We start from the raw sequence: 21,986 nt of genomic DNA on the forward strand, positions 1-21,986 counted from the left end.
CGCTGGGCTGCTAGCGGTTGTTCAATGCCTCCAGCAACCGGTGCTCCGCGTCCTCCCCGGGAGTGATCCCCCTCGGAATCCGGAACAGGAAGAACATGCCGAGCACCCACCAGAGGCCGAACAGAATCCACGGCGGGGGAGTAAGGGCTGCAGGCATGAAGGGCAGGTACAGGCTCAGCAGTGCAATACAGAGAACCACGGCCGCGATACCGATGACCAAACCGCCGTTTCCTGCTCCACCAACGCGAAGAGGCCGGTCCATTGTCGGTTCGCGCCGACGCAGGATGACAAAGACAACGGACACCAGGATGTAGGCGATGACGATGCTGGGGGCTCCCGAGTCCACCAACCACACCAGCATTGCCTCTCCGAAGAAGGGTGCCAGAAAAGACAGGGCGCCGATGAACATCAGTGCGTTGACGGGAGTCCGGTAGGTGGGATGCAGCTTGCCGAACCATGCGGGAAGCATTCCCGAGCGTGCCATCGAGAACATCAGCCGCGAGGCGCCGAGCAACAGCGAATTCCAGGAGGTGAGGATGCCGGCGATTCCACCCGCGATGAGCACCTTGGCCATCAGGTCACTTCCGAAGAGGGCGCCCATGGCATCAGCGGTGGCGATGTCCGCCTGCGCAATCTCGTCAGCAGGCATGGCCGACGACGTCGTCAGGATGGTCATGACGTACCAGATGGTCGCGAGAACCACCGCGATCACGACCAGCCGGCCGATCTGGCGGGCGGGGATGTTCACTTCTTCGGCTGACTGCGGGATCACGTCAAACCCAACGAAGAGGAACGGGACCACCACCAGGACCGCGAAGAACCCGGCGGACCCACCCGTGAAGAACGGCTGGGTGTTTTCCACGGATCCTCCGACGAACGATCCGACCACCAGGATCACTCCAATGAGCAGGAGGAAGAGCACTACGAAGGTCTGGGCTACACCGGCGAGCTTCACGCCGCGGATATTGATGAAGGTGATCACCACGGCGGCGATGGCTCCGACGAGAGCCCAGGTGAGGTGCACCTGGCTTCCCGCGACCTCCCACAGCGGTATCTGGTTCAGATCCGGAAACAGATAGAGCGCGGTTCGGGGTAGGGCGACCGCCTCGAACGCGACGATCGTGACATACCCGCCCGTGATTGCCCAGGAGCCGATGAATGACCAGCGGGGACCCATACCGCGTAGGAGGAAGTTGTGTTCACCACCGGCCTTCGGCATGGCAGCGGTCAGTTCTGCATACGTGAGCCCGACGACGCCCATGATCACCCCGCCGGTAATCATGGCCAACACCGCACCCATGGTTCCAGCCGACCCGATCCAGCCACCCGTGAGCACCACCCAGCCGAACCCGATCATCGCTCCGAAACCGAGTGCCAATGCGTCCCAGTTTCCCAGGACCCTCAGCAGCGAAGCATCCTCTGCACCTTCGGAAATCCTCTGCTCTGCCATGAGAGTTGCCCTTCTGCCCGACCGGTCCCGCGCCGGCTCCACGGATTGGTGTGAGATGAGCGTAGTCCTGTGAGGGCCCTTTCGAACCGGACGAGGGCGTTTAATTCAGGATTGTGCGGACACTCGGGCAGGCGGATTGTGGCCGGGACAGAGCCACGCAATCCCGTCGGTGTGGATACGCCGCCCCAGCGTGGCCTTCGTCCGGGCCGCCTGCGGGTTGTCGCTGTTGAGCGCCCGATAAAAGCGCTTGATCGTGCCGTCCTGCGCAACACGCACCGAGTCACCGGTGAAAAGCACATCGCCGAACCGGTACGCCATCTGCCCGGGTGTGTGTCCGGGGAGGGGAAAGGCGGTGAGACCCTCGAAAAGCTCACGTTCGCCGTCGAGCTCTGACAGGCGCTGCGGCACCGCGACCGGCGCGAGCCGGAAGAGCACGCGGCGAAGCAGGGTGGCCGGCGGGGTGCTACGCCGCAGAATCCTCACATCCGCTGCGCCAAGCCACACGACCGCGTTCAGCTCACGTTGAAGCCGTTGCGCGACCTGCGCGTGGTCGGCGTCGTAGTGCGTAAGCAGGATGTCGGTCACCTGCCCGACAACCGGCGCGGCATCGCGCAGCTCCCTCAGGAGGGCGTCGTACCCGCTGGCCATGCCCGGGTCGACGACGGCGGTGTGCCCGGGCGTGCGGATCAGGTAGCCGTTGGCCCCTCTGGAACGCTGCAGCTGGTAGCAGTTACCGGTAATACTGCGCATGCCTGCCTCTTTCCGCTGCCGATGAGCCGCGCCGTCGATATGCGTGAGAGCCCTCGATATGCCACAGAGTAGCCCCAGGCGACCTGCCGGTGCCCGGTCAGTCCTCCTCGCGATTCTCCTCTTCCTGCTTTTGCCGCTCCTTCGCCTCCTCCTCGGCCTGCTTCTGCCGCTCCTTCGCTTCCTCCTCGGCCTGCTTCTGGGCTTCTTCGATCCGCTTCTGCTCCTCCTTGGCAGCTTCCTCGGCGGCCTCCCTCTCACGGTCAGACTGGGTTTCGCCGGGATCCCTGCTGTCTTCCCTGTCGCCCTTTGCGGGTGGGGTGAAGGTAGGGGGAGCGGGAGCAGGCTCGGTGGTGGCGGGGCCGGTGGTAGACGGCGCAGCCGGCGTCGGTGTCTCGGCCGGCTTGATGGACTCGATGAAGGCAGTGATGTTGTCCTGAATCCGACCTGCGCGGCCGGGAGTGACGGCTCCCGAATCCTGGGCTTGCTGGACCTCGGTTCTCAGCGCCTCTGCCTGATCAAGCGCCAGCTCGTAATTCCCCTGCTGGGTGGTCACGGCCAGTTCCCGCACCTGCTGCTGCAGCGACTGCGCCGCCGCGGGATCCATGGCCTCTGCGCCTCCGCAGGCTCCTAGCGCCGGCAGAATGAAAATCATCGAGAGGGCCCACCGCTTCGACCTCATGGCTGCACGCTTTCGTAGAGTTCGGACAGTCTTTCCCCCGGCACCCCGGGGACCGACGGTAACGGTTCGGGACCCGGCTCCGGCGTGAGGAGGCCCGAAAGCACCACACCCACTGCCGCGAGGGCCAGCAGAACGACGACGGCGGCCGCCGCCCACCAGCGTCGCATCCCCTGCGTCCGTCTCCGGTCGCCGGGGGCCGTGGAAGGCTTCGCCGGTGCAGCGCGCTTCGTCGGTTTCCGAGGGGGCGCGGAGCGGGTTCCACTCGGAGTCACGGGATCGCCGCCGGTCCCGGCGGGTGTGCTCCTGGTTGTGTCGTCATTGAGGCCCAGGACGAACGAGCGCCGGGTCGACCCCGGCTCGTGCGGCGCGTTCGACAGGACCACGGTCGCCGGACCGGCATCCGGAACCTCGTGCCCGTCGGTCGTGAAGGCGCTGCGCTGGGAGGCCAGTACCCCCGCGACCTCGGCAGCACCCGGACGCTCGGCGGCCGTGCCGGCAGTCATGTTGGAGATGAGCTCGCGCCACGCAGGGTTGATTGAAGCAGGGATTTCGGGAGCGCGGTGGAGGCGCGCGAGCGCTGTCTCGAGGCCGCGGCCCTCAAAGGCAGGTTCACCCGTCAGGCATTCCAGCAGCACCAGGCCAAGCGCGTAGATGTCGGTGGCCGAGCCGACCGCCTCGCCCCGGGCCTGCTCCGGGCTGAAGTAGGCTGCGGTGCCGATCGTCTCGCCCGTAGCCGTGAGCCGGTCACTGTCCATCCGGCGTGCGATTCCGAAGTCGGTCAGCACGTATCCGAAACGGCCGGAGGAGGGCTCGGCGTCGCGGGTCAGGATGTTGGACGGCTTGACGTCGCGGTGGGTGATGCCCTTTGCGTGAACGTAGGCGAGCGTCCGCGCGACATCGTGTCCGATAGCCCAGGTCTGTTCCGGTCCCAGGGGGCCGTTGCGCAGCAGCCGGTGCAGATCCGGACCGTCCACGAGGTCCATCACAACCCAACCCGCGGTAGGTGACTGGCCGACGTCGTGCACCTTCACCAAGCCTGGGTGATCAAGGCCGGCCAGCAGCTGCGCTTCGGCGCGCTCCCGCTCGGAGAGACGGGCCTCGGCCTGACCGCGGAAGAGTTTGATGGCGACGTCCCTGTCCAGGACCTGGTCGTGCCCGCGCCGAACCTCGGCCATGCCGCCGCTGCCCAGCACGCTGCCGACGGTGTACCGCCCATCCAGCACATCACCGGAAGGATCGCCGTCACTGCGCCTCGCGACGGTAGGCGGTTCAGAAGCCGTAGCGGGCATTCGGCCGGGCGGAGGAGGAAGCTGCATGTCAGGCACCTCCTCATTGTCCGTCGTCGTCGCCCTTTCATGAAAGCGCACCCGGCGGGCCCGCTCAAGGTAACGGGGCAGGTTCTCACGACACTCTCATGTGCGGACAGCAAGATGGAGGGCACGCAGTGCGCGCCCTCCATCTTCAGTGCAGGGAAATCAGCCGAGCAGACCGCCCAATCCACCGCCGCCGCCGAGCTTGCCGAGAAGTTCCTGCGGGTTCAGGCCGAACTTCTCCAACAGGCCCGAGTCGCGCTCAGTATCCACCTGGTCGGGAAGTTCCTGTTCAGCCTGCTGGGCCTTGTCCTGGTCGCCTTGGTTCCTGAGAAGGTCGAGGATCTGCTGCTTGTCAATGTTCATTTTCTTGTCCTTATCTCTCTCTACTGATTGATGTGTGAGGAAGGTCTTCGGTTGGGAGGGATCAGCGGAAACGCGGAGCCGCGGGGTCCTCCGGTCGGTGCACCTTGGTGCTGCCCGAGGTATCCGTGGTCGCGCTGCGCGCGCTTGCGTCCTGCGCGGCGCTCTTGAGCTGCTCCTTGGCCGACGGCGAAGCCTGAGCTTCCGCCTTCATCCGGGGGGCTTCTTCCTCCGCCCTGTTGAGGTAGTGCTCCCAACGCTGGGACATGGGCTTGATGAGTCCGCCACCGACACCGACCACAATGACGCCGACGATCGCTGCCAGGACGGCGATGAGGATCGGGGTGGTTACCGTCGTGGCAATCTCCACCTGATTCAGTGCCGCTATGATGCCGATTCCAAGAATGAAGATGCTTGCGATGTTGGCGAGGACCTTCCCATAGGACAGGCCGCCCAACGTTCCCTCAATCAGGCTCTTCACCCCCGCCGCGATGGCGGCGCTGATGATCACGATGATGATGGCAACGATGATCCTGGGGAGGAAAGCAATGATTCCTTCGAGCAGATCGCTGACCGGGTTGGGGCCGAACACTCCGAAGGCGAACTGGAGGACAAAGAGAACCAGCGTGTAGTAGACGATCTTGGCAATGATGTCGCTGGCATCGAGGGAGGACTTGGCGAGTGCCTTCTTCACGCCGCCGCGCTCGACGGCGCGGTCAAAACCGACGCGTTCAAGGAGCTTGTCCAGTGCCTTGGAGATTGCTTTGGCTACGAATAGCCCGATGATCAGGATGACGAGGAACAGCAACAGCTTGGGCACGAAGTCGATCACTGTCGCGAGACCGCTTCTGAGTGTTTCTTCCATGGAACCTCCATCTGCCTGGCTTCACGAAGCTGCCGGATCGCCGGGATGGGGTTCCCGCCGGGTTGCTCGTTTCCAAGAGTAGAGACACATCGGGCAAACAGAAAGGCTGCTTAGTATTTATTTTTGGTGGGGTCGAGAGGGGCGGACGGGAGTATCAGGGGTGCCGGATGCCGTTTCCCTGCAGAACCGCCCGGTACCCGTCGCGGTAGGTGGGGTAGGCGAACTCGAACCCGCTGGCCCTGAGGAGTGCGTTGCTGCAGCGCTTTCCTGTGGCACCTGATTCGGCCTCGCGGGCGGTCCCTTCGGGAAGCGGCAATCCCAGCTCAGCCGCGAGAAACGCCTGCACCTCGGCGAGGAGCGCCGGTTCATCGTCTGTGCCCAGATAGGCACCGGCAGGCGCCTCAAGCCCTGCAATGTGCACGATGGCGGCAGCCGCATCATCGCGGTGTATCCGGTTGGTCCAGTGTGGGACGCCGCCGGTACTCTCGCTTCCGTTGCGGACCTGGTCGATCAGGCGTGTGCGTCCGGGCCCGTAGATGCCGGAAAGCCGCAGCATCACCGACTGGGGGGCGCGCTGGGCGAGCAGTTGCTCCGTCTCCCGCAGAACTGCGCCCGTCGGAGTGGAGGGCGACGGTGAGGTCGTCTCGTCAACCCATGCGCCGTCGTCGTTCCCGTAGACAGCCGTCGAGGAGACAAAGACGATCCGCCGCGGCGCCACGCCATCCCGCTCAAGGGCGGCCAGGAGGTTGGCGGTCCCGTCAAAGTAGGTGGCGCGGTACGCGGCCTCCGAGCGGCCATCGGCGGTCAGAGCAATGACCACGACGTCGGTGTCGCCGGGGATGGTGGGGAGTTCACCCGTCAGGTCAACGGACTGGCCCTCGATGCTCGGCGGCAACTTCCCAGCGGACCGCCGCCATCCGACAACCCCATGTCCAGCTTCAGCGAAACCAAGTCCGGCCTGTGTACCAAGATCCCCGCAGCCCGCAATCAGAACAGTCATTCTTCGAGCTTCCCACACGGGAACGGTCGGGGCGTACGTGCCAGACTGGGGCCATGGGCTCACGATTGCTGATCATCGCCGACACACATGTGCCCAAGCGCGCGCGGCGCCTCCCACCGCAGATCTGGGACGAGGCGGACAAAGCTGACGTTGTCTTCCACGCGGGGGACTGGGTCACGATCGAACTGCTCAACGAGCTGGAAGACCGTGCGCAGCGTCTGGTCGGGGTCTACGGCAATAATGACGGCCCTGACCTGCGCGAGCGGCTGCCCGAAGTGGCCCGGGTCGGCATCGATGGGGTGCGGTTCGCGATGATCCACGAGACGGGTGTCGCGGCCGGACGGGAAAAGCGGATGGATGCAGCGTTCGACGACGTTGACGTACTGGTCTTCGGCCATAGCCACATACCGTGGGACACCACAACTCCCGCCGGAATGCGACTGCTCAATCCAGGTTCACCCACCGACCGCCGCAGGCAGCCAGCCTGCACCTACCTCACGGCTGAGGCCGAGGGCGGCGCGCTGAGGAACGTTCGCCTGCACGAGGTTGCGGTTCGTTAGTGCTCTGAAGCGCTTTGTGAAGAGGGGGCGTCACGTCGGCTGGTGGCCCGATTCAGCATGAACGACAGGGCGAACGCCAGGACAGCCGCGGCGAAGAGCACGAACTTCGCTGTCGTCAGGGTGCTTGCGAACGTTGCTTCGGACGCGGTGACTTCGATGGAGGCCAAGGCTGCCTCGATGGCGAAGTTCTCGGCGATGTCGGCGGCCGCATAGGTCACCGCGACGGCATAGAACGGCCAGCGAAAGGCAGACCGCTGGCCGAAGCGGTGAACCAGCAGGATGATCAGCGCGGCAAACGCGACCGGGAACACAAGGTCCCAGAAGTAGTGCACGCTCTGATAGCGCTCGACCAGCGGTGCGTCCAGAAGGCTTCGGACCGATTCGATGTGGGCGGCGTCGTACCCACCCATCATCACGTCCGGAAGCGGTACGCCAACGGCGCGCTGCACCGACTGCAACTGCAGCCATCCCAACGCCAGCGAAACCGTTGACACAACTGCCGCTGCGATGATGAGCCAGATGTTGGGGTGTGGCTTGGCTCCCTCAGTGAGTCCAACGTCTTCGCTGTAGCTGCGCTTGCCTGCTCGGAATCCTGCCATTTCTCCGCTCCCTGTTGGCGTGCATTCACCCAACAATGCGATTGGTGTGTGGCGGCGTCTGGCGGCCGTAGCCGCCAGCGCCACCTTCGACGCTAGGGCGGGACGGGCGAGACCACAACGTTGCTTTACCCCGCTGTAACTCAGGGCGCGGACGCTTAATCAAACGGTTGTTCTCTCAGGATCCGTCGCGGATCGCCTTGGCGTGGCGGCAGTGGACGACGTCGGCATGCGTGTTGGCAGCCTCATCCGCCTTTTCCGGCCGCGCCGATCGTTATTCCTGCGTTACCGCTCGAGCTTCCCGAGAACCTTCCGCGCGCGCTCGACCTCGCGGGTAGCCTCCCTGGCTGCACGCTCGGCCTCAGTGCGCTCGCGGACTGCGTCGTCGGCGTCGTCGTCAATTCCATCGATGTCCTGTTCCAGCGCACGAATCCGCTTTCGCAGCTCCCGGACCTGCGAGACGAGCGCCTCACGGTCCCGGTCGAGCCGGTCCACGCGCTCCTGGGCACGCTTGAGTTGAGCTTCGGCTTCCTCCGACCGGTCCTCGGCGTCCTCCAGCTCGGCGCGCGCTTCGGCTGCTGGGTCGTGCTGTGACTCGGGTTCGTCTGCGCTATTCGAATCAGCGATGGGGTCAGTATTTCCGGCATCGAAGGTGCCGGCCACAGCCCCCGTGAGATCCACGGCCTCCCATCCGGTCGCTTCCAGCGGCCGGACCAGGCGGCCGGTGGAAACGGCGGCTGCAGCCCCGGCGTCGGCCATCGCCGCCCGCAAGGTTTGTTCCACTTCAAGCGCCGCAGCGGCGCTCACCGGATGGCCGAGGTCTTCGGCGAGAGCAGTGCCGTCCTTCACGAGGGCGGAGATAAGCTGCTGCCGCTGGGTGCCCAGCTTCTTTAACTCGCTCCGGTCGAGTTGCTCCTGCGCCTCCCGCATCGCCGCACCGAGGCTGAGCGCCTGCCGTAACTGGTCCCCACTGTGGAGGTTCATCACATTCAGAAGCCACGCCGAAGCCGTCGGCTTACGAAGCGCCCGCACTTCCTGGGCGAGCGACTTGTCGTCAACGTCCTTCGCCCTGCTGTTTCGGGCCGCGGTGAACTCGTCCAGCGGCAGGGCATAAAGCTCGGAGGCGATCTGGTCGAGGTCAGTCACTGCTGAGAGGGCTCCATCTGGTCGGCGGGCGGCGCTCAGGAGCAAGAGTACCGCCGTCCAGGGCTCATCCGGCCGCTAACTGGCGTGCGGAGGAGGCTCCCGACTGCAGCGCAAATACTGGCGGGGAAGCAGCGCCTTGTACCGTTCGATAGTGAGGCAGCCATTGACGGCCACTACAGGATCAATTCTCAGGCAGGAGCGATCAGGGTCCGTTCCCGGCGTCGAAACGCTCCTGGTAGATCGTCTCCGCTTCCTCCAGCAGTCCGTCGTCAAGCTTGCCGAGTGGTTTCACGTTGATGAGCAGAGGTTCACAATCCGGGCCCCGGCCGACGCAGTCTCCTGTCAGGATCCAGGCGTGACGGTCCTTCTTCCGGTGCAGGTGCTTGTACTGGCAGATCTGCCGGGCAATCCAGTCCGTGAGGGGTCTGGTCCACCAATCCTCAGGACTGAGGGGGTTCACTGACAGTCCGGGCAGGGATAGGCCGCTCTCGGTATCCATGCTCTGCGAGTTGGAGTCCGCTTCGTAGCCTCGGGAATACCGGAGGTAGATGGGCGCGTGCTCCTTCACGAACCGTTCCAGGTCGCTCAGTTCCTTGTAGACCTTCTGGGTTTCGCTCACGGCGTCCTCCGCACTGCCTTACGGTGCTCCCGCAGCACCACGGATAGTAGTAAGCGAGCTTACTACTCAATGCGGAGTCGTGCAGGCGGGCAAGCGGTGCCCCCCCGGCCGGGAATCCCCGCGGCCGGGAATTCCCGCGTCAGGACAGGGGTGGAATCGATGGTCCCGGTTCCGGGATCGGCCGATCGGGTGAAGGCCCGGGTCCTGGCTCCGGCGGTATACCGGGTGCGTCCGGTGCCGGATCGGGATACGGGTAGGGGGACGGAGAAGGCTGGGGTTCCGGCCCGGGCTCGCCGGGAGGCCGCGGTTGGGACGGATCCGGATGCGGCTCATGGGGCGGGGGAATAGACATACCGGCTACCTTCTCTCCATCGGGGGGCGCTCAAAAGCAACAGTACGCCCGACGTCGTTGGTCGGGAATAAGCACCGGTCACCCGTGCTTGTTACTTCTGGCTGCGCACGCTCCTGCGCGCCGCTAAGTATCTTTCAGGGGGATTCCCGTGCCGCAGAAGACGGACAAACTCACTCAGGCCGACGATGGCACGCTACAGACCGACAGCCCGGGCGAGGCGATCTCTGCCCGGGACCGGCTGGTCATTTCCCTGCTCCTGGTGTCGGCTTTCGTCGTCATCCTCAACGAGACCATCATGGGCGTCGCTCTGCCGCGCCTCATGGACGATCTCCAGATCACCGCCTCCGCGGGTCAATGGCTGACGACGGCGTTCATGCTCACCATGGCAGTTGTCATCCCCATCACCGGCTTCCTCATCCAGCGGTTCAACACACGGCCGGTGTTCCTTGCGGCGATGACTCTCTTCAGCCTTGGCACGCTTGTCTCGGCGATGGCGCCCGGGTTTGAGATGCTGCTTGTCGGGCGGGTAATCCAGGCCGGCGGAACGGCGATCATGATGCCGCTGCTCATGACCACGGTCATGACCCTGGTGCCGCCGTCATCACGCGGCAAGACCATGGGCAACATCTCGATAGTGATCTCGGTGGCACCGGCCATCGGCCCGACCATCTCGGGAATCATCCTCAGTGTGTTGGATTGGCGCTGGATGTTCTGGCTGGTCCTTCCGATTGCGATCGGATCGCTGGTGCTGGGCGGAATCCGTATCCAGAACGTGACGACGCCCCGCAGGACCCCGATCGATGTCCTTTCGGTCATTCTGTCTGCGTTCGCCTTCGGCGGCATCGTCTACGGCCTGAGCCAGTTTGGAGAAGGTGCAGGCTCTCCAAGCATCCCGAGTTGGGCGCCCCTCGCCGTCGGAATCGCAGGTCTGGCCTGCTTCATCGCCCGCCAGCTGGTGCTGCAGGGCCGCGACCGGGCTCTGCTCGACCTGCGGACGTTCCACTCGCGCACCTTCACGGTGTCGATCCTTGTGCTTTCGATCAGCATGATGGCGCTGTTCGGCACGATTATCCTGCTTCCCATCTACCTGCAGGACGTGTTGGGACTCCAACCGGCGGCTGCCGGCCTGATGCTGCTGCCCGGCGGTCTCGCGATGGGTTTGCTCGGCCCCGTTGTGGGTCGGATCTTCGACAGGCACGGCCCGCGCGTGCTGGTTGTTCCCGGGGCGGTACTCGTGGCCTCGGTGTTCTGGATCCTCACCCAGGTGGACGCCTCAACGCCCATCCCGCTGGTGCTGGCCTGCCATGTGGTCCTCAGCATCGGGCTGGCCGGCATGTTCACGCCGCTGTTCACCTCAGCGCTTGGCTCGGTACGACCGCAGCTGTACTCGCATGCCAGCGCCGTCGTAGGGACCATCCAGCAGCTGGCCGGAGCAGCGGGCATCGCCCTCTTCGTCTCCGTAATGACGCTGCAGACCAGCGCCCTGATGGGCGAGGGCACCAGTGAGATTCCCGCACTGGCGGGCGGCATACGGATGGCGTTCCTGTGTGGCGCGGTGATCTTCCTGTTCGCTGTGGTTGCAGCGCTCTTTGTGAGGAAACCGGCTGTGCCTGCGCACTCCTCGCAGGCCGAGCACGACGGCGGCAACGCACCTGTTGCGCCGGCGGCACACTAGGGTCCATGCCGATGTTCACGCCCCCACCGGTCTTGACCACTGCCCGGTTGCGGCTGGAACCGCTGGGACCCGAGCATCTTGAGGGAACCTGGACTGCGCTGCAAAACCCGGAGACGATGCGGCTCACCGGGACACATGCAACATTCTCAAGGCCGCAGATCGAATCGTGGTTGACGGGGCTTGCGGCCACCTACGGACGTGCGGACTGGGCCATCATCCTCGATTCGGACGGGAGCCATATCGGCGAGGTCGTGCTCAACGACTACGACCCGGACAACAGGTCCATCGGGTTCCGGATCGGCCTCAACGCCAATTCGAGGTTCGGGCGCGGGTACGGTACCGAGGCGACCCGCGCCGTCGTCGCGCATGCCTTCGACGTGATGGGCGTGCACCGCATCAGCCTGGAAGTCTACGCGTTCAATCCGCGGGCGCAGCGCGTCTACGAGAAGTGCGGATTCCGGGTCGAAGGGCGCTTGCGGGACGCGCTGCTGTCGAACGGTGAGTGGATTGATGCCGTTGTGATGGGCATGCTGTCGACCGATCCCAGGTAGTGAGGTACGGACCACCGGAGCCCTCCCTGTCCGCTGCTCCAGCAGGCCCGAGCCACCCCAGTCAGTCCCGGATTCTTACGGCCGTTTCCCGCAGATAGAGGTCCACCCGGGTGTAGGCGTCGCGCGTGAGCGCCTTCCATAGCTCGAGCGCCAGCCTGGTGTCTTCAGACTCCAACGTCGCTATGGCATCAGCGGTGAGCACTTTCACCGTTACCTTGCCGGTGGCTTTCACCGTTGTTTCCTGCCGGTCGTCGCTGCCGAGGGCGAGTTCTCCGAAAGTCATCCCCGCGCTCAACGTCGTGAGTTTCACCCGGTCTCCGGTGGGCCCGACTACGGACGTATTGACCGATCCGGACAGGATGAAGAAGACCCCGCCGAAGGACTGGCCGATACGGCGGATCAGATCGCCGTCCTTGTAGGTTCGGTCTTCCATCCGGTCGGCGAGCTTCTGCACATCGTCGCGGCTGAGCGGGCTGAGAGCGGGGCATTGGAAGATGTCCACGCGGCTGGGCAGCTCGAGCTCACCACCGTAGGTCTGGATGAGCCGGTTCTCGCACCACTCGACGGCCATGGTCCGCGTATCGAAGGTTGGGACCTCCCGATCAACGTCACGGAAGGCCTCGGCGAGGGTGCCTTCCGCATCGATCAGAACCAGTTCCCTTCCCTCGGCCACCAGGTTCTCACGGACTTCAGCGAGGAGGCGCAGGGATACATCCGCCACCTCGTCCACCCGCCGCAGATCCAGAATGACGAGCTCCACTTCGTCGGTCAGCGTGCTGAGTTCGCGAACCATCGATTCCGTACCGGCGAAGAGCAGGTCTCCGTTCAGCTCCACCACACGGGCGCGGTGACCGTGGTCCCGCAGCACATCCATCGCCTCATCGTCGCGCCGGATGCCGGAGGGTGCGGCCGAGATGTCGTAGGTGGACCGGATTGCTGACTTACCGACCCGGGCAGCGCGGACGAAGTGCAGCTCCATGTCCTGGGAGAGGCGCTGGCTGGCCGCCATGCCTCGAACGCTGCTGCCGTGTTCGTCCAGCGGCGGGGAATAGACAGCCAGCCCCACCTGGCCGGGCAGCACGGAAATCATTCCTCCACCGACTCCGCTCTTACCGGGCATGCCAACGGTACTGATCCACGAACCGGCGTCGTCATACATTCCACAGGTGGTCATGACCGAAAGAACGCGCTCCACCGGCACGATGTCCAGTACCTGCTTGTCGGTCAGGGGATTGCGTCCGCTGTTCGCGAGCGTAGCGGCCATGAGCGAAAGATCCAGGCAGTTCACCAGTACCGAGCACTGACGGAAATAGTCCTCGATCACCGGTGTCGGATCGTCCTCGATGATGTCGAAGGACCTAAGCAGGTGTGCCAACGCACGGTTCCTGTGCCCATGCTGCAACTCGGACGAAAAGATCCCCTCGTCAATCGATAGCTGCCTTCCGGCGAAGTCGGAATAGGTATTGACGATGCGCTTGATCCTGGTGTTCCCCCCGGAGCCCTTGATCAACGACGTCGCCGTGAGCGCTCCGGCATTGATCATGGCGTTTGCGGGGCGTCCCGTCCCTTCAGCCAGTGAGATCTCGTTGAAGGAATCGCCGGACGGTTCAACGTCAACCTTCTCGTCCACCGCGTCCAACCCGAGGTCGGACAGGGCCAGCCCATAGGTGAACGGCTTCGAGATGGACTGGATGCTGAACTCTTCCCGCGTGTCACCTACCTCGTAGATGTATCCGTCGACCGTCGTGAGGCAGATGCCGAAGTTGTCCGGATCGACATTCGCCATCGCGGGGATGGTGCTGTAGGGCTTGCCGTCCTTCAGCTCCGAAATCTCCCGGTGGATCCGTGCAAGGTAGCCTTCGATCGGGGATTCCATAGGACAACCCTAGGGTGCGGCGGCGCCGGAGGTGAATCCGGCGCATCTCAGCGCTTGCGGCCGCCGTCGATGATGAGTGAGAACGCGATACCGAGCATCCACACGTCCTTGGCGACGGGCGTGCCCTCCTGGGTGGGACGGACGTCGTCGTCCTGGGTCATTCCCGGCGTGCGGAAGTACATGGCGAGCAGGCCGCCCGAGAAGGCGGCGAGGCCAAGGCCTACCAGCCGGCTCGGAATGAAGGGAGCCAGGAGGGCGGCGCCCAGTCCCATCTCGGTGGCGGCCAGAACCTTGCCGAACTTCTCGGGATCAAGCTGCTTCACCTGGGGAAAGGCGTTGGCTGCCATGCCCTGCAGGTAGGCGGCGGTGTCCCTGTCGATTTCCCGTTTCGTCAGACCCGAGTTCAGGATGAAAGCTCCGGTGCTGAGACGCAGGGGGACGTGGCTGAGATTCATTGAAGGCTCCTTGGTGGATCGGGTGGGCTGGTTTGAGCCTACGTCGGGGGACAGCGCGCCGCCAGAGGTGCGCCCTCAGAGCGCAGGAACCTCACATTCCCAGCGACACAGGCACTCCCGAACTGACGACGGTCCACGCCCACGCGATCGACCCTCCGATCACCGCCGTGAACAGGACCAGCCAGACTGCAGCAGGAATCCCCGTCGAGCGGTACAGAAGGTAAGCATCGGACTGTCCGCGCTCCCGCCGTCGTCGTAGGTGGACGTTGGCGACCTCGCCAAGGTCGCGGACGGAGCCGACCAGCAGCGCCACTCCGAGCGCAACCACCACGTGGCCGCTGAATTCGGCGGGAACGGCTGCCACGAGGACGGCCGAAACGGCCACCGCACCCAGGAGGATGAGCACACCGCCGGCATTGCGGATGAACAGCAGGGCGAGCAGCAGCATCAGCGCCCCCACCGAGAGCGCCGCAGGCGCCCAGCCTGCGAAACCGCACCAGACAAGGACGGAGCCGACGACGGCGGGCACCGGGTACCCCCAGAATGTTGCCCATGCTGTGCGCCAGCCCGGGCGGCCGAACGAGGTAGTGAGTCCTGAGTGGTCAAAGTTGAGTCGGATGCCGGTGGCACGGCTTCCGGCGACCAGCGCGGCGAAGGCATGGCCAAGCTCGTGGACCACGGTGCTGAAGAGCCCGAAGTACCGCCAGGTCACAGGGGGAATGGAGAGGGCAGCCGCAGCCAACAGGATGAGGAGAACTTCGGTCAGAGTCAGCTGGGGCGGCTGGCTCCGGCTGAACCCCGCGACAATCCGATCCCACCACTGCGCCAAAAACTCCACTATCGGATGGTACCGGGCCATCCCGTCTCGCAGCGGATCCGAATAACTGTCACGAGGTCCCATCCGGCGGAGAAGTATTAACGGACTCGCCGTGTGACGTTCAACTCAAGGTAGGAATGCCTCTGCTTTGATGAATGTTAAATGAGTGAAAGCTATTCGAGCTATCGAGAAGGCGATCATGAACTTCCGGACGGCCGAGCACCCACGGCCGCAACATTTCATCCTGCATATGAGCGACACCCATCTGGTGGGTGGCACTGAACCCCTGTATGGGGCGGTGGACAGCGAAGCGCGGCTCCGGCAGATTTTCGACGATCTGGAAGCATCCGGGTCACGACCGGACGCGATTGTCTTTACGGGCGACCTTGCAGACAAGGGAGAGGCCGAGGCCTACGCGAAGCTCCGCACCATCGTTGACCCTGCTGCCCGAAAGCTTGGCGCCGAGGTCATCTGGGCGATGGGCAACCATGACGACCGGGCGACGCTCCGCAGCGAACTGCTGAGGGAGCCCGCGGACACGGCCCCCCTCGACCGCAGCTACCTGATCAACGGACTGCGGATCATCACGCTGGACTCCACGGTGCCGGGTCACCATTACGGTGAGATCAGCCATGAGCAGCTGGTCTGGCTTGCCAACGAGCTTCTTACCCCAGCGCCCTTCGGTACCATCCTCGCCCTGCACCATCCGCCGGTTCCGTGTGTTCAGGGCCTCGCGGTACTGGTGGAGCTCCGTGACCAAAGCCGGCTGGCGAACGCCATCCGCGACACCGACGTCCGCGCCATCCTGGCCGGGCACCTGCACTACTCGACCAGCGCGTTGTTCGCAGGTATTCCGGTGTCCGTGGCCTCGGCCACCTGCTATACCCAGGACCTCACCTACGACAACGGTGGAACCCGCGGCCGCGACGGAGCGCAGGCCTATAACCTGGTGCACGTCTACGAGGACACCGTCGTACACTCCGTGGTTCCGGTCGGCAGCCACACCGCCGTCGGCGAAACCGTACCCCGTGAGGAGACACGGCGCCGTCTGGAAGCCGCCGGTGTGCAGATCGCCGAGGCAGCGCCGGCGAAGGCGCTCACCGGCGTCTGACCTACTTCTCCCAGGGAGCCTTCACTGGGAAGTACTTCTCAAGGAAATCGGTCACCACCCGGGCACGCTCCTCGGCGGGGATCTCCGGGAAGCTGCCGTCGTTGAGGCAGAACAGGTCCATGTTGCGCTTGTCCAGCAACTTGTGGAGCTGTCGAAGGCCAGAACGCATGGTGGTGTCGATGTACTTCACCTTCGCCGATTCCTGGGTCACGGCGCGGCCGGTCAGCAGGGCGTAATAGTGGTACAGCGAATTGGTGACGGAGATGTTGTCCTTCGCGCGGAACTTTGACGCAGCCGTCGCCGCGAATTCCTCGGCGAACTCGTCCTCCATTTCAAACATGACGCTTTTGCGCAGCGGAGCCGCCGTGTGCTCCAGATGGCGGGTGGTGATGCGGCCGAATCGCTCGTGGAGTAGGCGGCGGTTCACCCGGGCTGCGTTCTCGAATCCGCTGCGCTCTGCATCGTTCTCGCCCAGCCCGATCCGGGTATCGGCCTGGATGAACTTGGTGATCCCGCCGGGGGAGAAGAACATGTCCGGACCCACGGGACGGCCGAAGAACATGTCGTCGTTCGAGTACAGGAAATACTCCGACAGCCCGGGAATGTGGTGCAGTTGGCACTCGACGGCCTGTGAGTTGTAGGTCGGCAGTACCGAGGGATCCTTGAAATGCTCCTCAGACGGCACCAGCGTGACCGACGGGTGGTCGGCCAGCCACTCCGGACGGGCAGAGTCGGTAGCAATGAAGATGCGGCGGATCCACGGCGCGAACATGTAGACCGAGCGCAGCGCGTACTTCAGTTCGTTGATCTGCCGGTAGCGAGCCTCGTGGTCATCACCTTCACCCACGATGACGTTCTTCATGCGGGCGGCGCGGGCCGCCAGGTACTCAGGGGAGCTGCCGTCCACCCAGCTGAAGACGAGGTCGATGTCGAAATCGATGTCGGTCGCGTGATCCGCGAACATGTTATCGATGGTCGGCCAGACCAGCCCGTGGCGGTTGACGGATCCGCGCACCACCTCGTTGGACGGGAGGGTGCGCCGCGTCAGCGAGTTCTCCATGGGCAGCACGATGCGGTCGCCGTCGAGGGACCACAGCTCGATCTGCACGCCGGCGGACGGGCCAAAGGTCAGCCCGCCGATCGGCTCGATGCGGGGACGGAATAACCGGAAGATCCGCGCCTTGTCGCTGGGCGACAGTGCGCCGTCGGCCACCAGCAGCGTGGTCCGCCGCTTCGTGTCCACGGTCCTGGAATAGAAGGGCTCGTTGCGGCACGCTTCAACGAGTGCTTCCCGCAGCCGTTCCCGGTGCTTCAAGTCAACCGCGACGACGGGACGCTCGTCGTTGCCCCGAACCAGCAGATACTCCAAACCGGCACGCTCGAGCGCCTCCCGGATGAACAACAGATCCTCCACCATTGCCTGATGCGGTGTTGTGTCCGTATTGATGAGCGCGAACCGGCGCTTGACGGTAGTGATGTCATCGCGGTCATTCAGCCTCGCGACGGCGGCACTGGAGGCAGACTCGAGCAGTTCGGCGTCGTTCTCCACTTCGGGTGCGCCGAAGTAAATGTCATGCTGGGCGGCGGTATCTGTAATGGGATCCTCCAACGGTTATCAGGACATGCGGTATCACCGGTGCATTCACAGATTGCTTGCACGGCTGCTGCTCCAATGATAAGCCTGCCTACAGGGACCCCGACCTACCGGAGAGCAGTCCACCGCGGGGAAAGCCTGCAACGGAGGGAACCATGGCCGAGACAACCTTCACTGACCTGCTGACCCGGCAGATCGGCAACGAGTTCGCAGCGTCGCAACAGTACCTGGCTACCGCTGTGTGGTTCGATGGCCAGGACCTTCCGCGCCTGGCCGCGCACTTCTACAGACAGTCGCTGGAGGAGCGAAACCACGCTCTCATGATGGTCCAATACATGCTCGACAGGGGTCAGAAAGTGCAGATCCCCGGAGTTGGACCCGTACGGAATGACTTCACGTCAGTCGTCGAGCCGATCTCCCTCGCTCTTGCACAGGAGAAGCAGGTGACTGCGGATATCGAGGCCCTGTTCGCGAGAGCCCGGGCGGAGACCGACGCTTTGGGGGAGCAGTTCATGCTGTGGTTCCTCAAGGAGCAGGTTGAAGAAGTCGCGTCCATGTCGACGCTCCTCACCATCGTCGAGCGGGCGGACAACCTGTTCGACATCGAGAATTTCCTTGCCCGGGAAACAGTCGGTGATTCCGGCCATGATCCGAACATGCCGGAAGCGGCCGGAGGCGCGCTGTGACGCTGGAGCCTTTCCCGACGGACTGGCAGCGCGCACTCGTACTCATGGCTCACCCGGATGATCCCGAATACGGCACCTCGGCGGCGGTTGCCGAGTGGATCGCGCAGGGCAAGGAGGTTCGCTACGTGCTTGCCACGCGCGGCGAGGCCGGGATCGCGGGTCTGCCGCCCGCGGAGAGCGGACCGCTGCGCGAGGGGGAGCAGCGCGCTGCCTGCGACCTCGTGGGGGTCGATGTGCTGGAGTTCCTTGACTACCCGGACGGGCGCCTGACTGAGTCGCTCGATCTCCGCCGCGACCTCGCCGCCGCTATCCGCAGACACCGGCCCGACGGCGTCGTGACCCTGAACCACGGTGACACGTGGGGGCGGGGCATGTGGAACTCGGAGGACCACCGGGCACTAGGACGCTCAGTGCTCAACGCCGTCGCCGATGCCGCCAACGAGTGGATCTTCCCCGACCTCGACGGTCCGCGCCACCAGGTGAAGTGGACGGCGATCCTGAGCATGAACCCCACGCACGCCATGCCGGTGAGCGAGGCCAGTGTCGAGAAGGCCATCCTCTCCCTCGCAGCCCACGCGAAGTACCTGCAGGCACTGGACAGCAGACCGGTGGAGGAGCAGGCAACCGAACAGGTCCGCTGGGCCACGAGCCGGAATTCGGACGGCGAGGGGATCTCGGCGGTCGGGTTCGAGCTCTACGGACTCTAGCCGCCCTACCCCCGTGTCGCAGAGGCTTCCACGGCGTAGAAGCGGCGCGGGTCCTGCAGAAGCGCCGGGTACTCAAAGTCGCTGCGCCTCAGCCAGCCCGACAGTAAGATGGGCCGGCGCGCAGTACCGGGAACGTCGTCGTCGGACTGGGCAGGGTCGATAGTCAGCGGGCCCAGCGTGCCTCGCCGGAGGCGTGCACCGCCATCCATGACGACGGCGGCGGCGTCACCTTCACGAGCTAGCTCGGTGAAAGCGGTGTACTGCCGGGACCATTTCGGCACCGCCCGACCAGCCGGCGGATGACCGGGGAGGAGCAGCGCGTCACCGTCGGGCCCATCCAGCGGACCGTGCCAGATCCAGAGCCGCTCGCCGGTCGGCTCCACCGGAATGAGTTCCAGCTCCGGTTCCGGCCACGAATACGGAAGGTTATCCGGCGTCCCCGGGAAGCGCTCGCGGTAGAGCTCGGGGGCCTTCTGGATGAGGTTCGACTGATGGCTGACATGTACCTCCGCGTTGCCCAGCCACGGGGGCATGGCGGGCTCGGGTCCAGTGCCCGCCTCGAACGCGGCGGCCGAATCGGGGGCGAACTCGCTGATCAGGGCCGCGGTGCTGTCCGCGTGCCCGCGCGACACCCATTCGCGGACCATGGCGAGACCATAGACCGTCAGCGCCGGTACGTATCCCATCCACATCCGGGTGACCGGGTGGCTGCGCCAGCCGTAGTCCGGCAGCACCAGGGCCCGCAGAATCTGCAGTGTCTCAACCCGCTGTTTGCCCAGCCTGGCCTGATCGAGAACGGCGGCGCTGGCTGCGAAGTCCGGATAGGGCAGAAAGGTCTGCATGCGGCCAGTGTGCCACAAATACTCAGTCTGCTTCGCTTGTGCGGCGCTGCTGTGCCGGTTCCAGCAACCAGCTAGCTGACAGCGTAGGTACCCCGACGGCTGACGGGGGTTCGGCTATGCACCTGGATCGCTTCGGCGTAATAGGACACGAGCTGCTCGCACAGTACCGGCCACGTTCTGCCCTGTACCGCGGCATACGCGGCACGCCCGAACGCGCGGCGCTTGGTGTCGTCCCCGAGAAGGTCCATCACCCCGGCATGAAGCTGATCCAGTTTGCCGGGCGGGTACAGCCAGCCGGTCCGTGAGGAATCAACAAGATCCAGCGGGCCGCCGCGACCGACGGCGACGACCGGCACTCCTGAAGCCATCGCCTCCTGAATGGTCTGGCAGAACGTCTCTGACTCCCCGGGGTGAACGAAAATGTCGAAGGACGCCATCGTCCGTGCGAGGTCGTCACCGGACTGGAACCCTGCAAAGTATGCGCCCGGGAGTTTCTGTTGCAGGGATTCCTTCGCCGGCCCCGACCCGACGATCACCAGCCGGGTTCCGGGAATTGCGTCCAGGCCGGCGAGGTCCTCCACCTGCTTTTCAGCTGCAAGGCGTCCCACGTAACCGATGATCTTCGATCCGAGCGGGCGTTCAGCGACGACGCTACGGCGCCAGTCGCCGTCGCGCTTGGCGGGCGTGAACCGCGCGGTATCGACACCGCGGCGCCAGAGCCGCAGGCGAGGGATGCCGCGGGATTCCAGCTGCTGCAACGCGAACGACGACGGCGCGAGGGTCAGCGTGGAGCCCTGATGGATATTCTCCACCCGCTGCCACAGCATGTTCTCCAACCACGGCACGCCGTAACGGGCGGCGTACGCGGGAATCTCGGTTTGATAGATGGACACGGTGGGAATGCCGAGCTGCCCCGCCGCCTGTACCGCACGCCACCCCAGGACAAAGGGCGAGGCCACGTGGACCACGTCGGGTGAGAAGTCCGCGAGGATCCTTCGAACCCTGGCAACCGTGCCGGCGGCCAGACGCACGTTCGCATACCCGGTCAGCGGGACCGAGGGCAGCGTCATGACCGGGTAGCCCTCGACCGACGAGGGCGCAACGTTCTCCGGGAAGCTCGGCTTCTCGGACCAGGAGGATCTATCCAGCCAGGACGACGACGGAGCGATCACCAGCACCTCATCACCCCGGCTTCGGAGGTGGGCCAGGACCTTCAGGAGGGAGTGCGTCACCCCGTTCATGTGCGGAAGGAATGATTCGGCAACCACGGCAACTCTCACGTCGTCGATACTGGCACCGCGGTCTGTGCGTGCGGCGAGCAGGAGGTTGCAGCGAAGTGAACTCTGGCTCAGGAGGCGGTGTACAGCTCCCCGACCGGCAGGGAAACCTCGAGCCGGTTGTCAGGGCCCGGGAGCGGGCATGCCCATGCCTCGTCGTAGGCACAGGAGGGGTTATAGGCGAAGTTCAAATCCACGATCAGCCGGCCGTCACGCTCACCGAGGTGCGCACCCTTGATGGTGTCCAGCACGTACCGGCCGCCGCCGTAGCTACCGCTGTCCGCCCCGGACGAGCCGTCACGGAGTGGCAGGAAAAGGCCGCCACCGTAGGACTTCAGCCGCCACAGCGCAAGCCTGCCGACGCCGTCGAGCATCACAGTGCCGAGCCGCTCGAAGGGCACCACCCCATCGGTTCCGGTCGGGACCTCCATCTGCTGGCCGGCGCCGTCGTCGTCGATGTTCGCCTCGAAGCGGAAGTCGGGGTCGTAGGGAGCCACCGGCAGGCCGGCGAAGTTCCGCTGGACCTCGGCGGAGAGGGGCGACGCCGGATGGCCGGCGAAGAGCCTGTCTCGACCGGTGCGCCAGTGGGCGTGGGCGAGGGCAGGGGAGCCGGTCGCCGCTGTATCACGGACCTCCCGGTAGAGCGCAAAGACCTCCCGGCGCCAATGTGCAGTGTTGAGGACCGTCGCAGCATGGCTCATCGTG

The 21,986-nt window shown here is 64.8% G+C and carries 23 protein-coding genes; 6 read left to right on the plus strand and 17 right to left on the minus strand.

Features of this window, described 5'->3' with window-relative positions:
• Positions 1-10: 10 nt before the first annotated feature.
• The 7 genes from M1D74_RS04365 to M1D74_RS04395 form a co-directional block, all read right to left on the minus strand.
• Entirely contained in the window at positions 11-1,450 is a 1,440-nt protein-coding gene (locus M1D74_RS04365) for an APC family permease (RefSeq protein ID WP_458116632.1), read from the minus strand.
• Between the two features lie 105 nt (positions 1,451-1,555).
• Positions 1,556-2,200 (minus strand): MBL fold metallo-hydrolase, encoded by a 645-nt coding sequence (locus tag M1D74_RS04370; RefSeq protein WP_458116633.1) that lies wholly within the window; start codon positions 2,198-2,200, stop codon positions 1,556-1,558.
• Between the two features lie 97 nt (positions 2,201-2,297).
• Positions 2,298-2,879 carry a hypothetical protein gene (locus tag M1D74_RS04375; protein WP_458116634.1) on the minus strand — a complete coding sequence of 194 codons (582 nt, stop codon included), beginning with the start codon at positions 2,877-2,879 and terminating at the stop codon, positions 2,298-2,300.
• Complete coding sequence (locus M1D74_RS04380) at positions 2,876-4,195, minus strand: serine/threonine-protein kinase (RefSeq protein WP_458116635.1); 1,320 nt, start codon at positions 4,193-4,195, stop codon at positions 2,876-2,878. The genes M1D74_RS04375 and M1D74_RS04380 overlap by 4 nt, the downstream gene beginning before the upstream one ends.
• A 159-nt stretch (positions 4,196-4,354) precedes the next feature.
• The gene (locus M1D74_RS04385) at positions 4,355-4,555 is read right to left on the minus strand and encodes a hypothetical protein (RefSeq protein ID WP_309071114.1); all 201 of its coding nucleotides are present in this window, start codon (positions 4,553-4,555) and stop codon (positions 4,355-4,357) included.
• A 61-nt stretch (positions 4,556-4,616) separates the two neighbouring features.
• A complete protein-coding gene (locus tag M1D74_RS04390) occupies positions 4,617-5,417 on the minus strand; it encodes a mechanosensitive ion channel family protein (protein WP_458116636.1) in 801 nt (266 codons plus the stop codon).
• A 154-nt stretch (positions 5,418-5,571) separates the two neighbouring features.
• Positions 5,572-6,417 carry an NAD-dependent epimerase/dehydratase family protein gene (locus M1D74_RS04395; protein ID WP_458116637.1) on the minus strand — a complete coding sequence of 282 codons (846 nt, stop codon included), beginning with the start codon at positions 6,415-6,417 and terminating at the stop codon, positions 5,572-5,574.
• A 53-nt stretch (positions 6,418-6,470) separates the two neighbouring features.
• Here M1D74_RS04395 and M1D74_RS04400 point away from each other — a divergent pair, with 53 nt between their 5' ends.
• Positions 6,471-6,977 (plus strand): metallophosphoesterase family protein, encoded by a 507-nt coding sequence (locus M1D74_RS04400; RefSeq protein WP_458116638.1) that lies wholly within the window; start codon positions 6,471-6,473, stop codon positions 6,975-6,977.
• Here the strand turns inward: M1D74_RS04400 and M1D74_RS04405 are convergent.
• The 3 genes from M1D74_RS04405 to M1D74_RS04415 all read right to left on the minus strand — a co-directional run bounded on the left by M1D74_RS04405 (position 6,974) and on the right by M1D74_RS04415 (position 9,338).
• Positions 6,974-7,576: a hypothetical protein gene (locus tag M1D74_RS04405; RefSeq protein WP_309071110.1), complete on the minus strand. Its 603-nt coding sequence runs from the start codon at positions 7,574-7,576 to the stop codon at positions 6,974-6,976. The genes M1D74_RS04400 and M1D74_RS04405 overlap by 4 nt on opposite strands.
• 282 nt (positions 7,577-7,858) lie before the next feature.
• Positions 7,859-8,719, minus strand: coding sequence for a transposase (locus tag M1D74_RS04410; RefSeq protein WP_458116639.1), 861 nt, complete (start codon positions 8,717-8,719; stop codon positions 7,859-7,861).
• Positions 8,720-8,921: 202 nt separating this feature from the next.
• Positions 8,922-9,338, minus strand: coding sequence for a DUF6098 family protein (locus M1D74_RS04415; protein WP_309071108.1), 417 nt, complete (start codon positions 9,336-9,338; stop codon positions 8,922-8,924).
• Between the two features lie 500 nt (positions 9,339-9,838).
• On the opposite strand from M1D74_RS04415, the gene M1D74_RS04420 reads away from it, so the two are divergent.
• Complete coding sequence (locus tag M1D74_RS04420) at positions 9,839-11,365, plus strand: MDR family MFS transporter (RefSeq protein ID WP_458116640.1); 1,527 nt, start codon at positions 9,839-9,841, stop codon at positions 11,363-11,365.
• An 11-nt stretch (positions 11,366-11,376) separates the two neighbouring features.
• Positions 11,377-11,916, plus strand: coding sequence for a GNAT family N-acetyltransferase (locus tag M1D74_RS04425; protein ID WP_458116641.1), 540 nt, complete (start codon positions 11,377-11,379; stop codon positions 11,914-11,916).
• A gap of 61 nt (positions 11,917-11,977) precedes the next feature.
• On the opposite strand, the gene glsA is transcribed toward M1D74_RS04425, so the two are convergent.
• The 3 genes from glsA to M1D74_RS04440 form a co-directional block, all read right to left on the minus strand.
• Positions 11,978-13,792, minus strand: a complete 1,815-nt coding sequence (glsA, locus tag M1D74_RS04430) for a glutaminase A (RefSeq protein WP_309072830.1) — start codon at positions 13,790-13,792, stop codon at positions 11,978-11,980.
• A 47-nt stretch (positions 13,793-13,839) separates the two neighbouring features.
• Complete coding sequence (locus M1D74_RS04435) at positions 13,840-14,247, minus strand: hypothetical protein (protein ID WP_458116642.1); 408 nt, start codon at positions 14,245-14,247, stop codon at positions 13,840-13,842.
• A gap of 91 nt (positions 14,248-14,338) precedes the next feature.
• Positions 14,339-15,085 carry a M50 family metallopeptidase gene (locus tag M1D74_RS04440; RefSeq protein ID WP_458116643.1) on the minus strand — a complete coding sequence of 249 codons (747 nt, stop codon included), beginning with the start codon at positions 15,083-15,085 and terminating at the stop codon, positions 14,339-14,341.
• 178 nt (positions 15,086-15,263) lie between these two features.
• Between M1D74_RS04440 and M1D74_RS04445 the strand changes: the two genes are divergently transcribed.
• Complete coding sequence (locus M1D74_RS04445; RefSeq protein ID WP_458117133.1) at positions 15,264-16,175, plus strand: phosphodiesterase; 912 nt, start codon at positions 15,264-15,266, stop codon at positions 16,173-16,175.
• 1 nt (position 16,176) lies between these two features.
• On the opposite strand, the gene M1D74_RS04450 is transcribed toward M1D74_RS04445, so the two are convergent.
• Complete coding sequence (locus tag M1D74_RS04450; RefSeq protein ID WP_375164862.1) at positions 16,177-17,592, minus strand: stealth family protein; 1,416 nt, start codon at positions 17,590-17,592, stop codon at positions 16,177-16,179.
• 332 nt (positions 17,593-17,924) lie between these two features.
• Between M1D74_RS04450 and M1D74_RS04455 the strand changes: the two genes are divergently transcribed.
• Complete coding sequence (locus tag M1D74_RS04455) at positions 17,925-18,455, plus strand: ferritin (RefSeq protein ID WP_309072620.1); 531 nt, start codon at positions 17,925-17,927, stop codon at positions 18,453-18,455.
• A complete protein-coding gene (locus M1D74_RS04460) occupies positions 18,452-19,162 on the plus strand; it encodes a PIG-L deacetylase family protein (protein ID WP_458116644.1) in 711 nt (236 codons plus the stop codon). The genes M1D74_RS04455 and M1D74_RS04460 overlap by 4 nt, the downstream gene beginning before the upstream one ends.
• A gap of 5 nt (positions 19,163-19,167) precedes the next feature.
• Here the strand turns inward: M1D74_RS04460 and M1D74_RS04465 are convergent, their stop codons facing one another.
• The 3 genes from M1D74_RS04465 to M1D74_RS04475 form a co-directional block, all read right to left on the minus strand.
• Positions 19,168-20,004: an MSMEG_6728 family protein gene (locus tag M1D74_RS04465; RefSeq protein ID WP_458116645.1), complete on the minus strand. Its 837-nt coding sequence runs from the start codon at positions 20,002-20,004 to the stop codon at positions 19,168-19,170.
• 71 nt (positions 20,005-20,075) lie between these two features.
• Positions 20,076-21,284, minus strand: a complete 1,209-nt coding sequence (locus M1D74_RS04470) for a glycosyltransferase family 4 protein (RefSeq protein WP_458116646.1) — start codon at positions 21,282-21,284, stop codon at positions 20,076-20,078.
• A 68-nt stretch (positions 21,285-21,352) separates the two neighbouring features.
• Positions 21,353-21,982, minus strand: coding sequence for a DUF1684 domain-containing protein (locus M1D74_RS04475; RefSeq protein WP_458116647.1), 630 nt, complete (start codon positions 21,980-21,982; stop codon positions 21,353-21,355).
• Between the last annotated feature and the right edge of the window lie 4 nt (positions 21,983-21,986).

The sequence above is a fragment of the Arthrobacter sp. D2-10 genome (assembly GCF_054161285.1).